The sequence below is a fragment of the Secundilactobacillus hailunensis genome (assembly GCF_005405185.1).
Lineage (GTDB): Bacteria > Bacillota > Bacilli > Lactobacillales > Lactobacillaceae > Secundilactobacillus > Secundilactobacillus hailunensis.
The window spans coordinates 1-14,404 of sequence record NZ_BJDO01000054.1 but is presented as its reverse complement, the minus strand read 5'-3'; the positions used below and the strand labels follow the sequence as shown (position 1 = coordinate 14,404).

Sequence of the window (14,404 nt, the reverse complement as noted above, 5' to 3'; positions counted from 1 at the left end):
TCCAGTGCTGTGTGTTTGGATCTAGGCATACAAAAATCCCTCCATAGTCATCAAATGAATTATTGTATTTCATCTGACAACCATAAAGGGATTATCGCATCCGATAAAGTTCATCGAAATAGGTCTTATTTGGGTTAAATCCTGGAATCTACCGAGTTTTGTCACACACGCTGATTAAGCTAAAGCACCCATTGGATCCCAAGGGGCTAAAACGGTTGGTGCTTCGGCCTGAGCTTGACGCAGTTCGTCACTCAGGTACTTCTTGTTCACAACAACTTGGTAGCAGTATTCTTCCATCCAGCTGTCGCTCATCACAAAGTAACCCTTGGTACCAACTTTGTCACCCCAACTGTTTTCGACCTTCCACTTGGTTGGCTGGCCGTCAACGAGGTCCACGCCGGTAATGACCATGGCGTGGGTCATCAAGCTTTCACCGTAGTCCAGACGTTGCGCTTTGGTCATGGTGAGGTCCATGTCTAATAGTGCGTTCTTGTCATAGGCCTTGGTGTCCATAATGCCCTTTTGACGATCAGAACTTTGACCAACGTCACAGCCAAACCAGACGCTTTGACCGTCTTTTAACTGGGCAATTGCGAGTTTTTTGAAGTCGTCCATGGTGACGTTTAAGTGCTTAACGGCACGGCCACCTAAAACGTTTCCCAGCATTTCGATGGTGTAAGTCTTGTTATACGGCTTGTCAGCAGTTGGTGCGTTGATAATTGATACGTAGTCCGCTAAGTTCCAGCCAACGTATTTGTCATAAAATGATTTTGGTGTGAGGTCTCGATCGATGTGGTAGTTCTTATCATCATCGCGGTATTCAAAGTCAAATTTTTGCGCTGGTTCGCCTAAGGTGTAGCAGAGCAGGCGGTAAACTTCACCCAGCATCTTGTCGCGGGCAGCAGCAATCTCTTTATCGCTAGTGTTTTTAGCGACGAGGTCACGGAGGGTTACGGCATCCTTACGTAATTTCTTATTCAAGGTTCCATTAAGTTCACTGGATTTAGCACTGTTATAGGTTTCGGGCATCACTGACTTAGGCACGATCCCATACTTCTCAATCACAGCACAGAGCATATCCCACTGACCGCCATCCTGCTGCGGTGTCGCCATGAGAAAAGCGACTTTGCGACTATTCAGTGGCTGGTCGGCAGTGTTTAACACGTTTTGATAGAAGTAGTTGGCTTTTTCGAACTTATCCCAGAAATTAGTGTAGTTTTGGGATAGTTCAAAGTCCTTCAACTTGAACTGTTTAGCTAGTTCGTGGCGCATGGTGTTTAAGGCTGCAAACATCCAGCAGCGGCCACTTTGCTTTTGGTTGGCAACTTTACCGGTGTCTAATTCAATGGAAAAAACTGGGGTCATGTCAGTGTTGGAAGCAAAGTCAGCACTGGTTGCTAAGATACCTTGATGGGTGACGGCGCGTTCAACCACTTTAGCGTCTTTACGGTCGTTTAGTGAAGCTTGATAGCGGGCAATTTGATCACTGCTGATAGCAGCTTGGTTTTCATTACTCAAATGGATCACACTCCTTCTTACTTAATAGTCATTATTGTACAACATTTTGACGGTAAAAGAGCCTACGGGGGTCAATCTTTAGGGGGTGTTTTCCAGCACGCTTATAGTGTAAGATAAAAGACATGCATGAAAGGAGAACACACATGACACGAGGGTTTGAAATCGTTTCTACGTATGCCAATGAAGGCTTACACATCCCATACCGTACGACCAAACGGGCCGCTGGGTATGATTTTGAGAGTGCCGTTGCATTTAACGTGCCGAGTATCTGGAAAATGGATTTTCTAAAAGTCCTGTGGGCTATTCGACACCAAAAAGATGTTGACAAAGGTGCCATTGAAAAGGCGAAGAAAATACTGAAACCATTCTTGATTCCAACCGGGATCAAAGCCTATATGGGGGCGGATGAGGTACTGATCCTAGCGAACCGTTCTAGTAATCCGTTGAAACGCGGTCTGGTTATTCCTAATGGGATCGGCGTGATTGATGCTGATTATTACAATAATGACAGCAACGAAGGCGAGATTTTCATGCAGGTGCTGAATTTTGGTTTAACGGATGCTAAGATCGCCAAGGGTGATCGCATCGGCCAAGGCATCTTCATGCACTATTTAACTGCCGATAATGAACAGCAACCCCAACAAGAACGTCAGGGTGGTTTTGGGTCATCAGGGAAGTAATTAAAAAGAATTTAAGCTCGATAGTCTAAGCTAGTAATAGGCTTGAACTATGATAAAATGGGTTTGGTTAGTATTGGTCAGATTTTTTGGAAGGGATTGAAACGATTGGCTAAAGAGAAGACACAGTTTGTCTGTCAGGAATGCGGCTATCAAGCGCCCCGTTTTCTGGGACGCTGCCCCAATTGCGGTAAGTGGAACACGTTTGTTGAAGAAGTGATCGCACCAGCAACAACTTCTGCCAAAGCTTCAACCAGCAGTTTAGTTGGCGGAGCAGTGACCAAGCCAGAAAAACTGTCAGCAGTTTCAATGGAAAAAGAACCACGGATCAAAACGCAAATGGGTGAACTTAACCGGGTCTTAGGCGGTGGTGTCGTCCCCGGATCCTTAGTCTTAATTGGCGGTGATCCCGGGATCGGAAAATCGACCTTGTTACTGCAAGTGTCTGGTCAGTTAAGCCAAGCTGATGGTAAAGTTCTCTATGTGTCTGGTGAGGAAAGTGCTAACCAGATCAAAATGCGGGCTAACCGATTAGGGGTTGCCAGCGATAACCTATACTTGTATCCTGAAACTGATATGAGCCGAATTCGGGCCAATATCAATGAAATGAAACCCGACTATGTGGTCATTGACTCAGTGCAAACAATGTCCGAACCCGAAATCACTTCAGCAATTGGTTCCGTTTCGCAGATTCGACAGGTGACTGCTGAATTGATGCGGATTGCCAAGTCGCAAGGTGTGACAATCTTTGTGGTGGGTCACGTGACTAAGGGTGGCGCCATTGCCGGTCCAAAAGTTTTGGAACATATGGTGGATACCGTTTTGTATTTTGAAGGCGATCTGCATCATACTTATCGGATTTTACGGGCGGTGAAGAACCGGTTTGGCTCCACCAATGAATTGGGCATCTTTGAAATGCAGGCGTCTGGTTTAAAGGAAGTTAAGAATCCGTCAGAAATTTTTCTGGAGGAACGCCTAAAAGATGCCACTGGTTCCGCAATCGTGGTCTCCATGGAAGGAACTAGACCGATTTTAGTCGAGATTCAGGCACTTTTGACGCCGTCTGTTTTTGGAAATGCCCAGCGCACCGCTTCCGGTCTTGACCGTAACCGCGTATCATTGATCATGGCAGTGCTGGAAAAGCGTGCTAACCTGATGCTTCAAAATCAGGATGCGTATTTGAAAGCTGCCGGTGGCGTCAAGCTGGACGAACCCGCAATCGATCTGGCATTAGCCATCAGTATTGCCAGTTCTTATCGTGACAAGGGGACTAATCCCAATGAATGTTACGTCGGCGAAATTGGGCTAACTGGTGAAGTTCGCCGGGTCAACCGGGTTGAAGACCGGGTCAAAGAGGCCTCCAAGCTGGGATTTAAACGGATCTATATTCCGAAGAACAACTTGAAGGACTGGACACCGCCGACGACTATTGAAGTCGTGGGCGTGGCAACGTTGGGGGAGGCACTGCATAAAATTTTAGCTTAATGAATTTGGAGGTGAACTAATTGAACAAATTTAATAAAAAAAGAGCCTTTATTCAAGGTATCTTTGCGTTTATCGGCTTAGGGCTTGGGGCTGCTTATCTGCCGCTGATGTGGCAAGGCTTTGGTTATTCGACCCGGACGTGGTTTAACAATGAAATCTCAAATGCCATCATTGGTGCGTTAGTGTTTTGGCTATTATCCCTTCTATTTTCCGGTTATTTTGAACGCCTGATCAATCGAATTGAGAAATCATTGACCTCAAAAAGTCCAGCCTATCTGTTTTTTGGTAGTATTTCCACGATTGTGGGATTAGTTTTTGCAATTTTAATTTCGACACCGCTGTACCGGATAAATTCACCGATTTTTAATAGTGTAGTTCCAATTATCCTGATGATTTTATTTGGCTGGTTAGGTTTCCGTTTGGGGACGACCAAGCGGGATGAATGGCGGAAGCTGTTTTCGTTTCGGAGTAAGAAGAACGATGATGGTGAAAGTATCATTGATCGGCCGATCGATGAAAACTACCACCACTACAAGATCTTGGATACTAACATTTTGATCGATGGCCGGATCTATGATCTAGTTAAAACTGGATTTATTGAAGGAACATTACTAGTGCCTAATTTTGTCCTTTATGAATTGCAGTATATTGCTGACTCTAGCGACAGTATTAAGCGGGTACGTGGCCGTCGCGGACTGGATATCTTAAACAAACTGCGTGAGGAAAACATCATTCCGGTTGAAATGTATGAAGGCGACTATGATGATATTTCTGAAGTTGACAGTAAGCTGATTCGGTTGGCTAAAGAAGTTAATGGCGTCATCGTCACGAATGATTACAATCTGAATAAAGTCATCGAATTTCAAAAGGTGCAGGTCTTAAATATTAATGCCTTGGCAAACGCTTTGAAGCCACGGGTCATTCCGGGTGAACACCTGGACGTCATGGTGGTTAAAAACGGGACCGAGCGTCAGCAAGGAGTCGCTTATCTAGATGATGGGACCATGGTGGTGGTTGAAGATGGCCGCTACTATCTGAATGAACACTTGGATGTGATCGTCACGTCAGCTATTCAAACGGATGCCGGGCGGATGATCTTTGCTAAGCCGGCCCATTCAACTCATGAAATCAATGAGAAAGATGACGGCGCAAAAAAGAATTCCGGCAAGCAAAAAAATAACCAGAAGAAGGCAAACTAACTTTTCTTTTGGCAGGTTCCATTGTACACTTAGAAAAGATAGCGATTCTTTGGTATACTGAAACATTGTAGAAAGTGTACGTCAATAAGGGATGCATCAAGCGGTGTATCCCTTTGTTGACGAGCAGAGTTAAGTTTTAACTCAAACTATTTTGAAAGAGGCGGAATAGATATTGGCAAATGATTCAATTCGCGTTCGTTATGCACCTAGTCCTACTGGCCATCTGCATATTGGTAACGCCCGGACAGCTTTATTTAATTACTTGTTTGCGCGTCACTACAAGGGTAAGTTTATTATTCGAATCGAGGATACCGATACAAAGCGGAACGTGGCTGATGGTGAAAAGAGTCAGCTCGATAATTTACGCTGGTTAGGTCTGGACTGGGATGAAGGTCCTGACAAGCCAGGTGAATACGGCCCATACCGTCAATCAGAACGTTTTGACATCTACAAGCCTTACATTCAGCAGCTGCTGGACGAAGGCAAAGCCTACAAGTCATACCGTACTGAAGATGAACTGGAAGCAGATCGTGAAGCCCAACGTGCCCGCCACGAGATGCCTCACTATGAATACGAATATGCTGGTATGTCAGATGATGAGATCAAGGATGCAATGGCTAAAGCCGAAGCTAAGGGTCTCAAACCAGTTATTCGCTTCCACGTGCCAGCACATAAGACTTATGCTTGGGATGATATGGTTAAGGGCAAGGTTTCCTTTGACTCTGATACCATTGGCGGCGACTTTGTGATCGTTAAAGCTGACGGTATTCCAACTTACAACTTCGCGGTTGTTTTGGATGACCATTTGATGAAGATCTCACACGTTTTCCGTGGTGATGATCACGTGGCCAACACCCCGAAGCAATTAATGGTTTATGAAGCCTTTGGCTGGACACCACCGAAGTTTGGTCATATGAGTTTGATCATCAGCAAAGACACGGGCAAGAAGTTATCTAAGCGTGACGAAACTGTTCTGCAGTTTATCGAACAGTACCGTAAATTAGGCTATTTGCCAGATGCCTTGCTGAACTTCATTATCTTACTTGGCTGGTCACCAGTGGGCGAAGACGAAATTTACTCACTGAAAGAACTCGTCAAGATGTATGACGAAAAGCGTTTGAGCAAGTCACCAGCTACCTTCGATAAGAAGAAGCTGGAATGGATCAACAACCAATACGTGAAGACTTCTGATGAAGATGTCGTTGTGGACCTGGCTTTACAGCAGTTGATCGCAGCTGGTAATATTCCTGAAAATCCGGATGCTAAGACCCTTGAATGGGCGCGTCAATTGATCAATCTGTACAAGCGGCAAATGAGCTACATGGCGCAGATCAACGACATGGCCAGTGTCTTCTTCCAGGAACCGGAAAAGATCAGCGGTGAGGCGTTAGACGAAATTTCTAACGATACGGCACCAGTTGTTCTGAAAGAATTCTCTGAACGGATCAAGAAATTGCCAATTTTTGACAAAGTTAAGATCTTAAAAACGATCAAAGATATTCAAAAAGACACCGGCATTAAGGGACGGAAGCTTTGGATGCCAATCCGAATTGCCGTTACCCATGAAATGCACGGACCAGAATTACCAGAATCAATTGAATTAGTTGGTCGTGACAAGACCTTGAAGCACGTTGCACAAACCTTGGCACAGTTAAACGAAAACTAATTGAAACGACTAGAGGGCTTGATTGTAGATCAGAATCTGCAACGAGCCCTTTTCTTGTGAGTGCAATTTAAAATCATTAATCGTAGGTTCCTGAATAATAATTAATTGTAATGATGCCATTAATTTATAGGGAGATAGAATAATTATTAGAATAATTATGATAAAATGGATTTACGATTAATCAGGGAGGAGTTCGCACATGCTCAAAGTATTCAACACACTCACACGACAAAAAGAAGTGTTCACGCCCATCACTTCAGGAATTGTAAAAATGTACGTCTGCGGACCAACTGTTTACAATTACATTCATATCGGCAACGCGCGCAGTGTCATTGCGTTCGACACAATCCGCCGGTACTTTGAATATAAGGGCTACCACGTTCAGTACGTGTCTAATTTTACGGATGTTGACGATAAGATGATCAAAGCTGCCAAAGAAGCGCATACGACGGTACCAGCAATCGCTGACCGTTTTATTGCGGAATTCATGAAAGACACAAAAGCGCTCAACATTGAACCAGCAACGAAACATCCAAGAGCAACTGAAAACATTAAAGAGATTATTGAATTTATTCAGGATCTGATTGCTAAGGGTTATGGTTATGAGTCCGAAGGGGACGTATATTACCGCGCCCGTAAATTTGCCCATTATGGTCAATTATCCCATCAAAATATTGATGATCTGGAAGTCGGTGCCAGTCAGCACACGGATCCAGAAGAAATGGAACGCAAGGAAGACCCCGTAGACTTTGCGCTGTGGAAAGCAGCTAAGGGCGACGAGATCTCATGGGATTCACCGTGGGGTAAGGGTCGGCCAGGCTGGCACATTGAGTGTTCAGTCATGGCAACCAAGTACCTAGGTGACACTTTCGATATTCATGGTGGCGGCCAAGATCTGACTTTCCCGCACCACGAAAATGAAATTGCGCAGAGTGAAGCTAAAACCGGTCAAAAGTTCGCGAACTATTGGTTGCACAATGGGTTTGTAACCGTTGGTGATGAAAACGAAAAAATGAGTAAATCGCTGGGGAACTTTGTGACGGTTCACGATATTTTGAAAACCGTTGATCCCCAGGTCCTGCGGTTCTTTATGGCTACGACGCAGTATCGCCGGCCAATTCAGTATACGCAGGGAAATCTGGAGGATGCTTCAAATAATTTAAAACGGCTGCAGACGGCGTTTAATAATCTCAACTACCGGCTAAAAGACGCTGAGTCAGGCAGTGACCCTAAGATCGAACAGGAGATTCGTCAGATCGAGGCGGACTTTGTGGACCAAATGGACGATGATTTTAACGTTCAAAATGCAATCACTCAAGTCTATGAACTAGCCAAGCTGGGCAACGTTTATGCTGAACGGCCGGTAGTCTTTAAGGACAGTCTGTCGTTTATCATTAAGACGCTCAGCGAATTAGTGAACATTTTTGGTATTGAATTTAAGCAGGAAACGTTAAATGATGATGGTATCGAGGCGCTGATCAACGAACGGTTAGCAGCCCGGAAAAACCGTAATTTTGAACGCAGTGATGAGATCCGCGAACAGTTAAAGTCTCAGGGAATCGTTCTTGAGGACACACCTCAGGGGACTCGCTGGCACAGAGACGATGGGAAAGGAACCGTATGAGTGAACAAGCACAACTAGACTATCAGCAATTAAACGGAGTCGTTTTGGCTTATATGGGTGATGCCACCTATGAAGTCTTTATTCGGCGTCACTTAATTGAACAGGGGCTAACACGGCCCAATAAACTGCAGCATAAGGCGACGCGGTACGTTTCCGCAAAGGCTCAGGCTGGGTTGATCACGTTAATGGACGCGGATGACTACTGGACCGAAGAAGAAGAGTACTACTTCAAACGTGGCCGTAACGCTAAGAGTTATACGCATGCTAAAAACACCAGCGTGATGACGTATCGAATCTCTACCGGATTTGAAGCGATTTTTGGTTATTTGACGTTGAGCAATCAACACGATCGGTTAGCTAAAATGGCACAGTGGTGCATTGAACAGGTAGAAGCAGGGAGGTTACCCGATGAGAAATAACGAACAGTCATCTGACGAAGAACCTTCTGAATTTATTTTTGGCCGCCATCCAGCAATTGCGGCGTTAAAAAGTGATCAGGAGATCAACAAAGTTTTTATTCAAGATGGGCTCAAACATGAGCTGATCGGTGAAATTATTAAATTAGCTAAGAAACGGTCTTTAGTGATTCAAATGGTTCCTAAGTCTAAACTGGAACGACTGGCACCACACGAGAACCACCAGGGGGTCGTACTGGCAGTTTCAGCCTATAAATACGCGACCATTGATGAGTTGTTTGAACGGGCGCAGGAACGTGATGAGCAGCCGTTTTTCCTGATTTTGGACAACATTAACGATCCCCATAATCTGGGCTCAATCATGCGGACGGCGGATGCGGTCGGTGCCCACGGGATTATTATTCCTAAGCGCCGTGCAGTTGGTCTAACCGGTGTTGTGGCTAAGGCCTCTGCTGGTGCGCTGGAAAACGTGCCGGTTGCCCGGGTAACTAATTTAGTGAACACGGTCAAAGAATTGAAGGACCGCGGTCTCTGGATCTTTGGTACGGATATGGACGGGACTGATTATCGCCACTTTGATGCTAAGGGAGCAGTTGGTATTATCATTGGCAATGAAGGTAAGGGAATCTCGCCACTGCTGAAAAAGTCAGTGGATGAGATGCTGACGATCCCAATGGTGGGGCATGTTCAGAGCTTGAATGCCAGCGTGGCAGCTAGTCTTTTGATGTACCAAGCCTTTACTTCTCGTCACCCGCTGAATTAAACGAATCGGGTGAGACTATTGAAAAAAGATATTTTAATTGTTGACGCCTACAACATGATCGGCAACTGGCCGGATCTGACCCGGCTAAAGTTAGCCGGCCGACTGGAAGAAGCCCGGGATAATCTGCTGACGATCTTATCGGAATACCATAAGTACCAAAAGATTGAAACCATCGTGGTCTTTGATGCTATGTACGTGCCCGGAATGTCTAAAAAGTACGATCATTACGGCTTAGAGGTCGTTTGGACGGGTCAGAACCAAACGGCGGATGAGTATATTGAAGCGTTGACCAAACAAAAGCAAAACCGCTTTACGCAGGTCACCGTGGCCACCAGCGATCAGGCTGAACAGTGGACCGTTTTCTCAGCGGGAGCGTTACGGATTCCTGCGGGTGAGCTGTTAACTAATATTAACCGCACCCGAAAAGAGGTTCATACGCAAGCCGTTAAGTTTGCTGATAAGGGTCAGGTCAGACATTCACCGTGGAATGACGGGCAGTTGTCAAAACTGGAAAAGTTGCGTGATCATTTGGGTGATGACCATCATTCGGATGACCAGCCAAAAAAGTGATTAAAAAAAACAGCCAATTTAAATTTTGGACTAGTGGCATGAACTGTGATTTAGCCATGTTGCTGACCTCAAAATGAAAATTGGTTGTTTTTAATTTGGCGAATAACGCAACCTGTTTGGTAGGCACCAAGTGGGACTGTTGATATACTGCTTTTAACGATGAATTTAGGCCAACGGAGGAAAGCCAAATGGTTAACAGGGAAGCAGATTGGATACTGGTGGAGAAGGCACGTAAAGGCAATGAAAGTGCACTTTTAGAATTGATAAGACGCTATGAACCGTTAATCTTAAGTATTCAAAAACGGTATTATTTGCGGGGACTGGAATTGGCGGACTGGATGCAAGAATCCCAGATCGTGCTTTGGGAGGTTATCCTACGTTTTGACGTGTCCAGAACCCACGCTTTTGGAAGTTATTTGAAGACGGCCCTAATTAATTGTCGTCATGACCATGCCCGCTGGCTCAATGCCAAAAAGCGCAAAGTCAGTGGACCAATGACTTCCATCGATGCGCACCCAACCTTTTTTGCGGAAACGCTGGCGGATAAGCAGCTGTTTTCCTCTGATAATTTAGTTATCTTTAAGCAGCGGTTGATCGATATTGTGAAAAAAGAAATGTCTAAAATGGAAAGGTCCGTTCTGGTTGCGCTGGTTTCCGGTGATTCAGAGGAAGCTATCTGTGAACGGTTGGGGCTTGACCATACTCAGTTTCATAACGCCAACGAACGCATTAAACGTAAAATTAAGCGCCATTTGCAGGCGGAGTAGGACGCTGACATTGCTTGACACATACTTAACGTAAATGCTAATATGAAGACTGCTATAAGGAGGTGTTAGACGTGGCTCAAAAGAAGGTTGCGTTAGCATGTTCTGTCTGTGGATCCCGGAACTACACGGTCCCGGCTAGTCCTAATCGGAAAGTTCGACTTGAAGTAAAAAAGTACTGTAAGTATTGTGGTAAGCATACGTTACACCGGGAAACCCGGTAACGCGCGAATGCCCGGTGTAAGGAGGAACTCATGCGCTTTTTTAGATTTTTAGTTGCTGTTAAAGATGAAATGAAACAGGTTTCTTGGCCGGATGCCAAACAGACGCGAAAAGATACAAGCAGTGTGATCTTTGTTGCTTTATCCATGGCGATCTTTTTAGGACTGGTTGACTATCTGATTCAAATAGGATTAAAGTTCTTGGCTTAATGCCATTAGACGGTAAATTATGCTATAATAGTTTGGACGAAAACTTCGCGCTGTCGAAGTTTTTTTATTTTGATTAAATGATAGTATCAGTCCCTTTAGGAAAGGATGGAACGAAATGGTTGAATCAGCTGAAAAACAATGGTATGTCCTGCATACCTATTCTGGCTATGAAAACAAAGTGAAGTTGAACTTGGAATCACGTGCCCAATCAATGGGGATGCAAGACTACATTTTCCGGGTAGTTGTCCCAGAAGAAGAGGAACATGAGGTTAAAAACGGTAAGGAAAAGATCAAGATGGATAAAACCTTCCCAGGTTACGTCTTGGTTGAAATGGTGATGACCGACGATGCTTGGTACATCGTTCGTAACACACCAGGCGTTACCGGTTTTATTGGTTCTCATGGTCAGGGTTCAAAGCCAACGCCATTGCTTCCCGATGAAGTTGAACTGATCTTGAAGCGATTAGGCATGAGCAGCCGTCATGAAGATCTGGACGTTGATGTTGACGACACCGTCAAGATCGTGGATGGCGCCTTTTCCGGAATGGAAGGTAAAATCACCGAGATCGATCATGAAAAGGCGAAGCTCAAAGTCAACATTAATATGTTTGGTCGTGAAACCAGTGCTGAGCTGAATTTCGACCAAGTTGACCCAGTTGCCTAAATAATCTGAAGAATTACTTGGCTTTTCGGTATAATTGTGGTAGTTTATATGAGTATGTTTTTGCATACACGTGTGGGAGGAGAAATCTGCTCTCCATTTACCACAACACGGACTCAAGGAGGTATGTCTCGTGGCTAAAAAAGTAGCTAACATTGTAAAATTGCAAATTCCTGCGGGTAAAGCAACACCAGCTCCCCCAGTTGGTCCAGCATTGGGCCAAGCCGGAATTAACATCATGGGCTTTACGAAGGATTTTAACGCTCGTACTGCCGATCAAGCTGGGATGATTATTCCAGTTGTTATTACGGTATATGAGGATCGTTCATTCGACTTCGTTACTAAGACTCCGCCAGCAGCCGTTCTGTTAAAGAAGGCCGCCGGTGTTGAACATGGTTCAGGCGAACCTAACACGAAAAAGGTTGCTAAGGTAACCAAAGATCAAGTTAAGCAAATCGCTGAGACCAAAATGCAAGACCTAAACGCTGCTGACGTAGAAGCAGCTATGCGCATGGTTGAAGGTACTGCTCGTAGCATGGGCTTCACTGTAGAAGGTTAATCCCAGCTACTAACACTACGGATACTTTGTTAAAGCAAATGTATCAAGTGGGAGGCCAAGCCGTTATAACCACATTTGCAAGGAGGAATTCACAAGATGGCTCATAAAAGAGGTAAAAAGTATCAAGACGCTGTCAAGCAAGTAGAAGCTGAAAAGAACTACGCACTTGATGAAGCTGTTGATTTGGTTAAGAAAATGGATTTTGCTAAGTTTGATGCAACGGTTGAAATTGCATTCAAGCTTAACGTAGATACGAAGCAAGCTGACCAACAGCTCCGTGGGGCGGTTGTTCTGCCTAACGGTACTGGTAAGGAACAGACTGTTATCGTATTTGCTAAGGGTGACAAGGCTAAGGAAGCTAAGGCCGCTGGCGCTGACTTTGTTGGTGAAGACGACTTAGTTGCTAAGATCCAAGATGGCTGGTTGGACTTCGACGTTGCCATTGCAACGCCTGATATGATGGCCCAAGTTGGTCGTTTAGGTCGTGTCCTTGGACCTAAGGGCTTAATGCCTAACCCTAAGACTGGTACTGTTACCATGGACGTAACGAAGGCTGTTAACGATTCTAAGGCTGGTAAGGTTACTTACCGGACTGACCGTGACGGTAACGTTGCTGTTCCTGTTGGTAAGGTATCATTCGACGCTGACAAGTTAGTTGAAAACTTGAAGACGATTGCGAACGTGGTTCTTTCAGCCCGTCCTGCAGCTGTTAAGGGGACTTACGTACAACACGTATCGATCTCATCAACCTTTGGCCCTAGTGTCAACGTTGATGTGGCATCCCTTTAATTAAATAGAAAATCCCGTATTGACTTTTAGCTAAGCATTCGGTATGCTTAACAAGTTGATATTTGTTCTGCCCAAGACTCAGGTGGCGTCAGCCTTAATTTACCTGCCGAGGAAGATGTGAATTTAGTTTACATTTCTCTCTATGTCTGGCGGACATAGGGATTTTTTATTCCTAAAAGAATTCAGGAGGTGAAACTAATGAGTAAAGAAACTGTTGCAATTAAGGCTAAGGAAGTTGACGCAGTGACTGAACGTTTTAACAACGCTCAGTCAGCTATCGTTGTTGACTACCGTGGTTTAACCGTTGCAGAAGTTACTGACTTACGTAAGCAATTACGTGATGCCGGTGTTTCAATGAGTGTTATCAAGAACAAGATCTTGACCCGTGCTGCAGAAAAAGCTGGTTATGCAGAATTAAACGATACGTTTGCTGGCCCAACTGCCGTTGCCTTTTCTGACGAAGATGCAATTGCACCTGCTAAGGTTTTGAAGAAGTTTGCTGATGAACATGACTCCCTTAACCTTAAGGGGGGTATGGTTGAAGGCAAGATTGCTTCGATTGATGAAATCAACACTTACGCTACGATGCCAAGTCGTGAAGACTTGTTATCAATGCTTGCTAGTGCCTTGTCTGATCCAATGCGTAAAATTGCGCGTGCGGTTAAGGCAGTTGCTGACAAGGGTGACGACGGCGAAGCTGCCTAACCCAGTTACAAAACTAACTATTTCAATATAAAATGGAGGAAACAAAAATGGCTTTTGATAAAGATGCTATCATCGCTTCATTAAAGGAAGCGTCAATCTCAGATTTAAACGATCTCGTTAAGGCAATCGAAGACGAATTCGATGTTTCAGCTGCTGCTCCAGTTGCAGTTGCTGCTGGTGGCGACGATGCCGGTGCTACTAAGGATTCATACGATGTTGAATTAACTGAATCAGGTGACGCTAAGGTTAAGGCTATCAAAGCTGTCCGTGAAATCACTGGTCTTGGTTTAAAGGATGCTAAGGGTCTTGTTGATAACGTACCTTCAGTTATCAAGGAAGGCGCTACAGAAGACGAAGCTAACGATATTAAAGCTAAGCTTGAAGAAGTCGGTGGCGTGGTTACCCTTAAGTAATTTAAGGAACCCGTTAAAAAAACGCTGTGCAGAAATTTGGTACTTCGTCAAGTAGAGTTGATTTAGATTTATAGGAGTACTTAGACCTCAATTGGTCTAGGTGCTTTTTTAGTTGGCAGTTTTTTGGACAATGGTTTGAACCAGACGCGTTCCAAAAAAATACG

General features: G+C 44.7%; 17 protein-coding genes and 1 other annotated feature. Of the genes, 16 read left to right on the top strand and 1 reads right to left on the bottom strand.

Going from position 1 to position 14,404, the window contains the following annotated elements:
* Positions 1-174: 174 nt before the first annotated feature.
* Positions 175-1,518 carry a C1 family peptidase gene (locus tag FFM73_RS10930; RefSeq protein WP_137631740.1) on the bottom strand — a complete coding sequence of 448 codons (1,344 nt, stop codon included), beginning with the start codon at positions 1,516-1,518 and terminating at the stop codon, positions 175-177.
* Positions 1,519-1,661: 143 nt separating this feature from the next.
* On the opposite strand from FFM73_RS10930, the gene FFM73_RS10925 reads away from it, so the two are divergent.
* The 16 genes from FFM73_RS10925 to rplL all read left to right on the top strand — a co-directional run bounded on the left by FFM73_RS10925 (position 1,662) and on the right by rplL (position 14,240).
* The gene (locus FFM73_RS10925) at positions 1,662-2,198 is read left to right on the top strand and encodes a dCTP deaminase/dUTPase family protein (RefSeq protein WP_137631739.1); all 537 of its coding nucleotides are present in this window, start codon (positions 1,662-1,664) and stop codon (positions 2,196-2,198) included.
* 105 nt (positions 2,199-2,303) lie between these two features.
* A complete protein-coding gene (gene radA, locus FFM73_RS10920; protein ID WP_137631738.1) occupies positions 2,304-3,680 on the top strand; it encodes a DNA repair protein RadA in 1,377 nt (458 codons plus the stop codon).
* Positions 3,681-3,700: 20 nt separating this feature from the next.
* The gene (locus FFM73_RS10915) at positions 3,701-4,879 is read left to right on the top strand and encodes a PIN/TRAM domain-containing protein (protein ID WP_373278670.1); all 1,179 of its coding nucleotides are present in this window, start codon (positions 3,701-3,703) and stop codon (positions 4,877-4,879) included.
* A gap of 172 nt (positions 4,880-5,051) precedes the next feature.
* A complete protein-coding gene (gene gltX, locus FFM73_RS10910) occupies positions 5,052-6,545 on the top strand; it encodes a glutamate--tRNA ligase (protein ID WP_137631737.1) in 1,494 nt (497 codons plus the stop codon).
* Between the two features lie 199 nt (positions 6,546-6,744).
* On the top strand, positions 6,745-8,169 hold the full coding sequence (gene cysS / locus FFM73_RS10905) for a cysteine--tRNA ligase (protein WP_137631736.1): 1,425 nt from the start codon (positions 6,745-6,747) through the stop codon (positions 8,167-8,169).
* Positions 8,166-8,588 (top strand): Mini-ribonuclease 3, encoded by a 423-nt coding sequence (locus FFM73_RS10900; protein ID WP_137631735.1) that lies wholly within the window; start codon positions 8,166-8,168, stop codon positions 8,586-8,588. The genes cysS and FFM73_RS10900 overlap by 4 nt, the downstream gene beginning before the upstream one ends.
* Positions 8,578-9,348 (top strand): 23S rRNA (guanosine(2251)-2'-O)-methyltransferase RlmB, encoded by a 771-nt coding sequence (gene rlmB / locus FFM73_RS10895; protein ID WP_137631734.1) that lies wholly within the window; start codon positions 8,578-8,580, stop codon positions 9,346-9,348. Before FFM73_RS10900 ends, rlmB begins: the two co-directional genes overlap by 11 nt.
* A gap of 18 nt (positions 9,349-9,366) precedes the next feature.
* Positions 9,367-9,918: an NYN domain-containing protein gene (locus tag FFM73_RS10890; RefSeq protein WP_137631733.1), complete on the top strand. Its 552-nt coding sequence runs from the start codon at positions 9,367-9,369 to the stop codon at positions 9,916-9,918.
* A 188-nt stretch (positions 9,919-10,106) separates the two neighbouring features.
* On the top strand, positions 10,107-10,685 hold the full coding sequence (locus tag FFM73_RS10885) for a sigma factor (RefSeq protein WP_137631732.1): 579 nt from the start codon (positions 10,107-10,109) through the stop codon (positions 10,683-10,685).
* 71 nt (positions 10,686-10,756) lie between these two features.
* Positions 10,757-10,906: a 50S ribosomal protein L33 gene (gene rpmG / locus FFM73_RS10880; protein ID WP_089088234.1), complete on the top strand. Its 150-nt coding sequence runs from the start codon at positions 10,757-10,759 to the stop codon at positions 10,904-10,906.
* Positions 10,907-10,936: 30 nt separating this feature from the next.
* Positions 10,937-11,113 carry a preprotein translocase subunit SecE gene (gene secE, locus FFM73_RS10875; RefSeq protein WP_137631731.1) on the top strand — a complete coding sequence of 59 codons (177 nt, stop codon included), beginning with the start codon at positions 10,937-10,939 and terminating at the stop codon, positions 11,111-11,113.
* Positions 11,114-11,228: 115 nt separating this feature from the next.
* The gene (gene nusG, locus FFM73_RS10870; protein WP_089136452.1) at positions 11,229-11,777 is read left to right on the top strand and encodes a transcription termination/antitermination protein NusG; all 549 of its coding nucleotides are present in this window, start codon (positions 11,229-11,231) and stop codon (positions 11,775-11,777) included.
* A gap of 130 nt (positions 11,778-11,907) precedes the next feature.
* Entirely contained in the window at positions 11,908-12,333 is a 426-nt protein-coding gene (rplK, locus tag FFM73_RS10865; protein ID WP_089136453.1) for a 50S ribosomal protein L11, read from the top strand.
* A gap of 96 nt (positions 12,334-12,429) precedes the next feature.
* On the top strand, positions 12,430-13,122 hold the full coding sequence (gene rplA, locus FFM73_RS10860; RefSeq protein WP_054654184.1) for a 50S ribosomal protein L1: 693 nt from the start codon (positions 12,430-12,432) through the stop codon (positions 13,120-13,122).
* 52 nt (positions 13,123-13,174) lie between these two features.
* Positions 13,175-13,299 (top strand) — a sequence feature (ribosomal protein L10 leader region).
* Positions 13,300-13,320: 21 nt separating this feature from the next.
* Positions 13,321-13,827 (top strand): 50S ribosomal protein L10, encoded by a 507-nt coding sequence (gene rplJ / locus FFM73_RS10855; RefSeq protein ID WP_137631730.1) that lies wholly within the window; start codon positions 13,321-13,323, stop codon positions 13,825-13,827.
* Positions 13,828-13,874: 47 nt separating this feature from the next.
* Complete coding sequence (gene rplL, locus FFM73_RS10850; protein ID WP_137631729.1) at positions 13,875-14,240, top strand: 50S ribosomal protein L7/L12; 366 nt, start codon at positions 13,875-13,877, stop codon at positions 14,238-14,240.
* Positions 14,241-14,404 lie beyond the last annotated feature (164 nt).

What these genes read in the sequence shown, in the direction of transcription:
- FFM73_RS10925 (WP_137631739.1), top strand. Translation starts at nt 1,662, where the DNA reads ATGACACGAGGGTTTGAAATCGTTTCTACGTATGCCAATGAAGGCTTA.
- cysS (WP_137631736.1), top strand. Translation starts at nt 6,745, where the DNA reads ATGCTCAAAGTATTCAACACACTCACACGACAAAAAGAAGTGTTCACG.
- FFM73_RS10900 (WP_137631735.1), top strand. Translation starts at nt 8,166, where the DNA reads ATGAGTGAACAAGCACAACTAGACTATCAGCAATTAAACGGAGTCGTT.
- rlmB (WP_137631734.1), top strand. Translation starts at nt 8,578, where the DNA reads ATGAGAAATAACGAACAGTCATCTGACGAAGAACCTTCTGAATTTATT.
- FFM73_RS10885 (WP_137631732.1), top strand. Translation starts at nt 10,107, where the DNA reads ATGGTTAACAGGGAAGCAGATTGGATACTGGTGGAGAAGGCACGTAAA.
- secE (WP_137631731.1), top strand. Translation starts at nt 10,937, where the DNA reads ATGCGCTTTTTTAGATTTTTAGTTGCTGTTAAAGATGAAATGAAACAG.
- nusG (WP_089136452.1), top strand. Translation starts at nt 11,229, where the DNA reads ATGGTTGAATCAGCTGAAAAACAATGGTATGTCCTGCATACCTATTCT.
- rplA (WP_054654184.1), top strand. Translation starts at nt 12,430, where the DNA reads ATGGCTCATAAAAGAGGTAAAAAGTATCAAGACGCTGTCAAGCAAGTA.
- rplJ (WP_137631730.1), top strand. Translation starts at nt 13,321, where the DNA reads ATGAGTAAAGAAACTGTTGCAATTAAGGCTAAGGAAGTTGACGCAGTG.
- rplL (WP_137631729.1), top strand. Translation starts at nt 13,875, where the DNA reads ATGGCTTTTGATAAAGATGCTATCATCGCTTCATTAAAGGAAGCGTCA.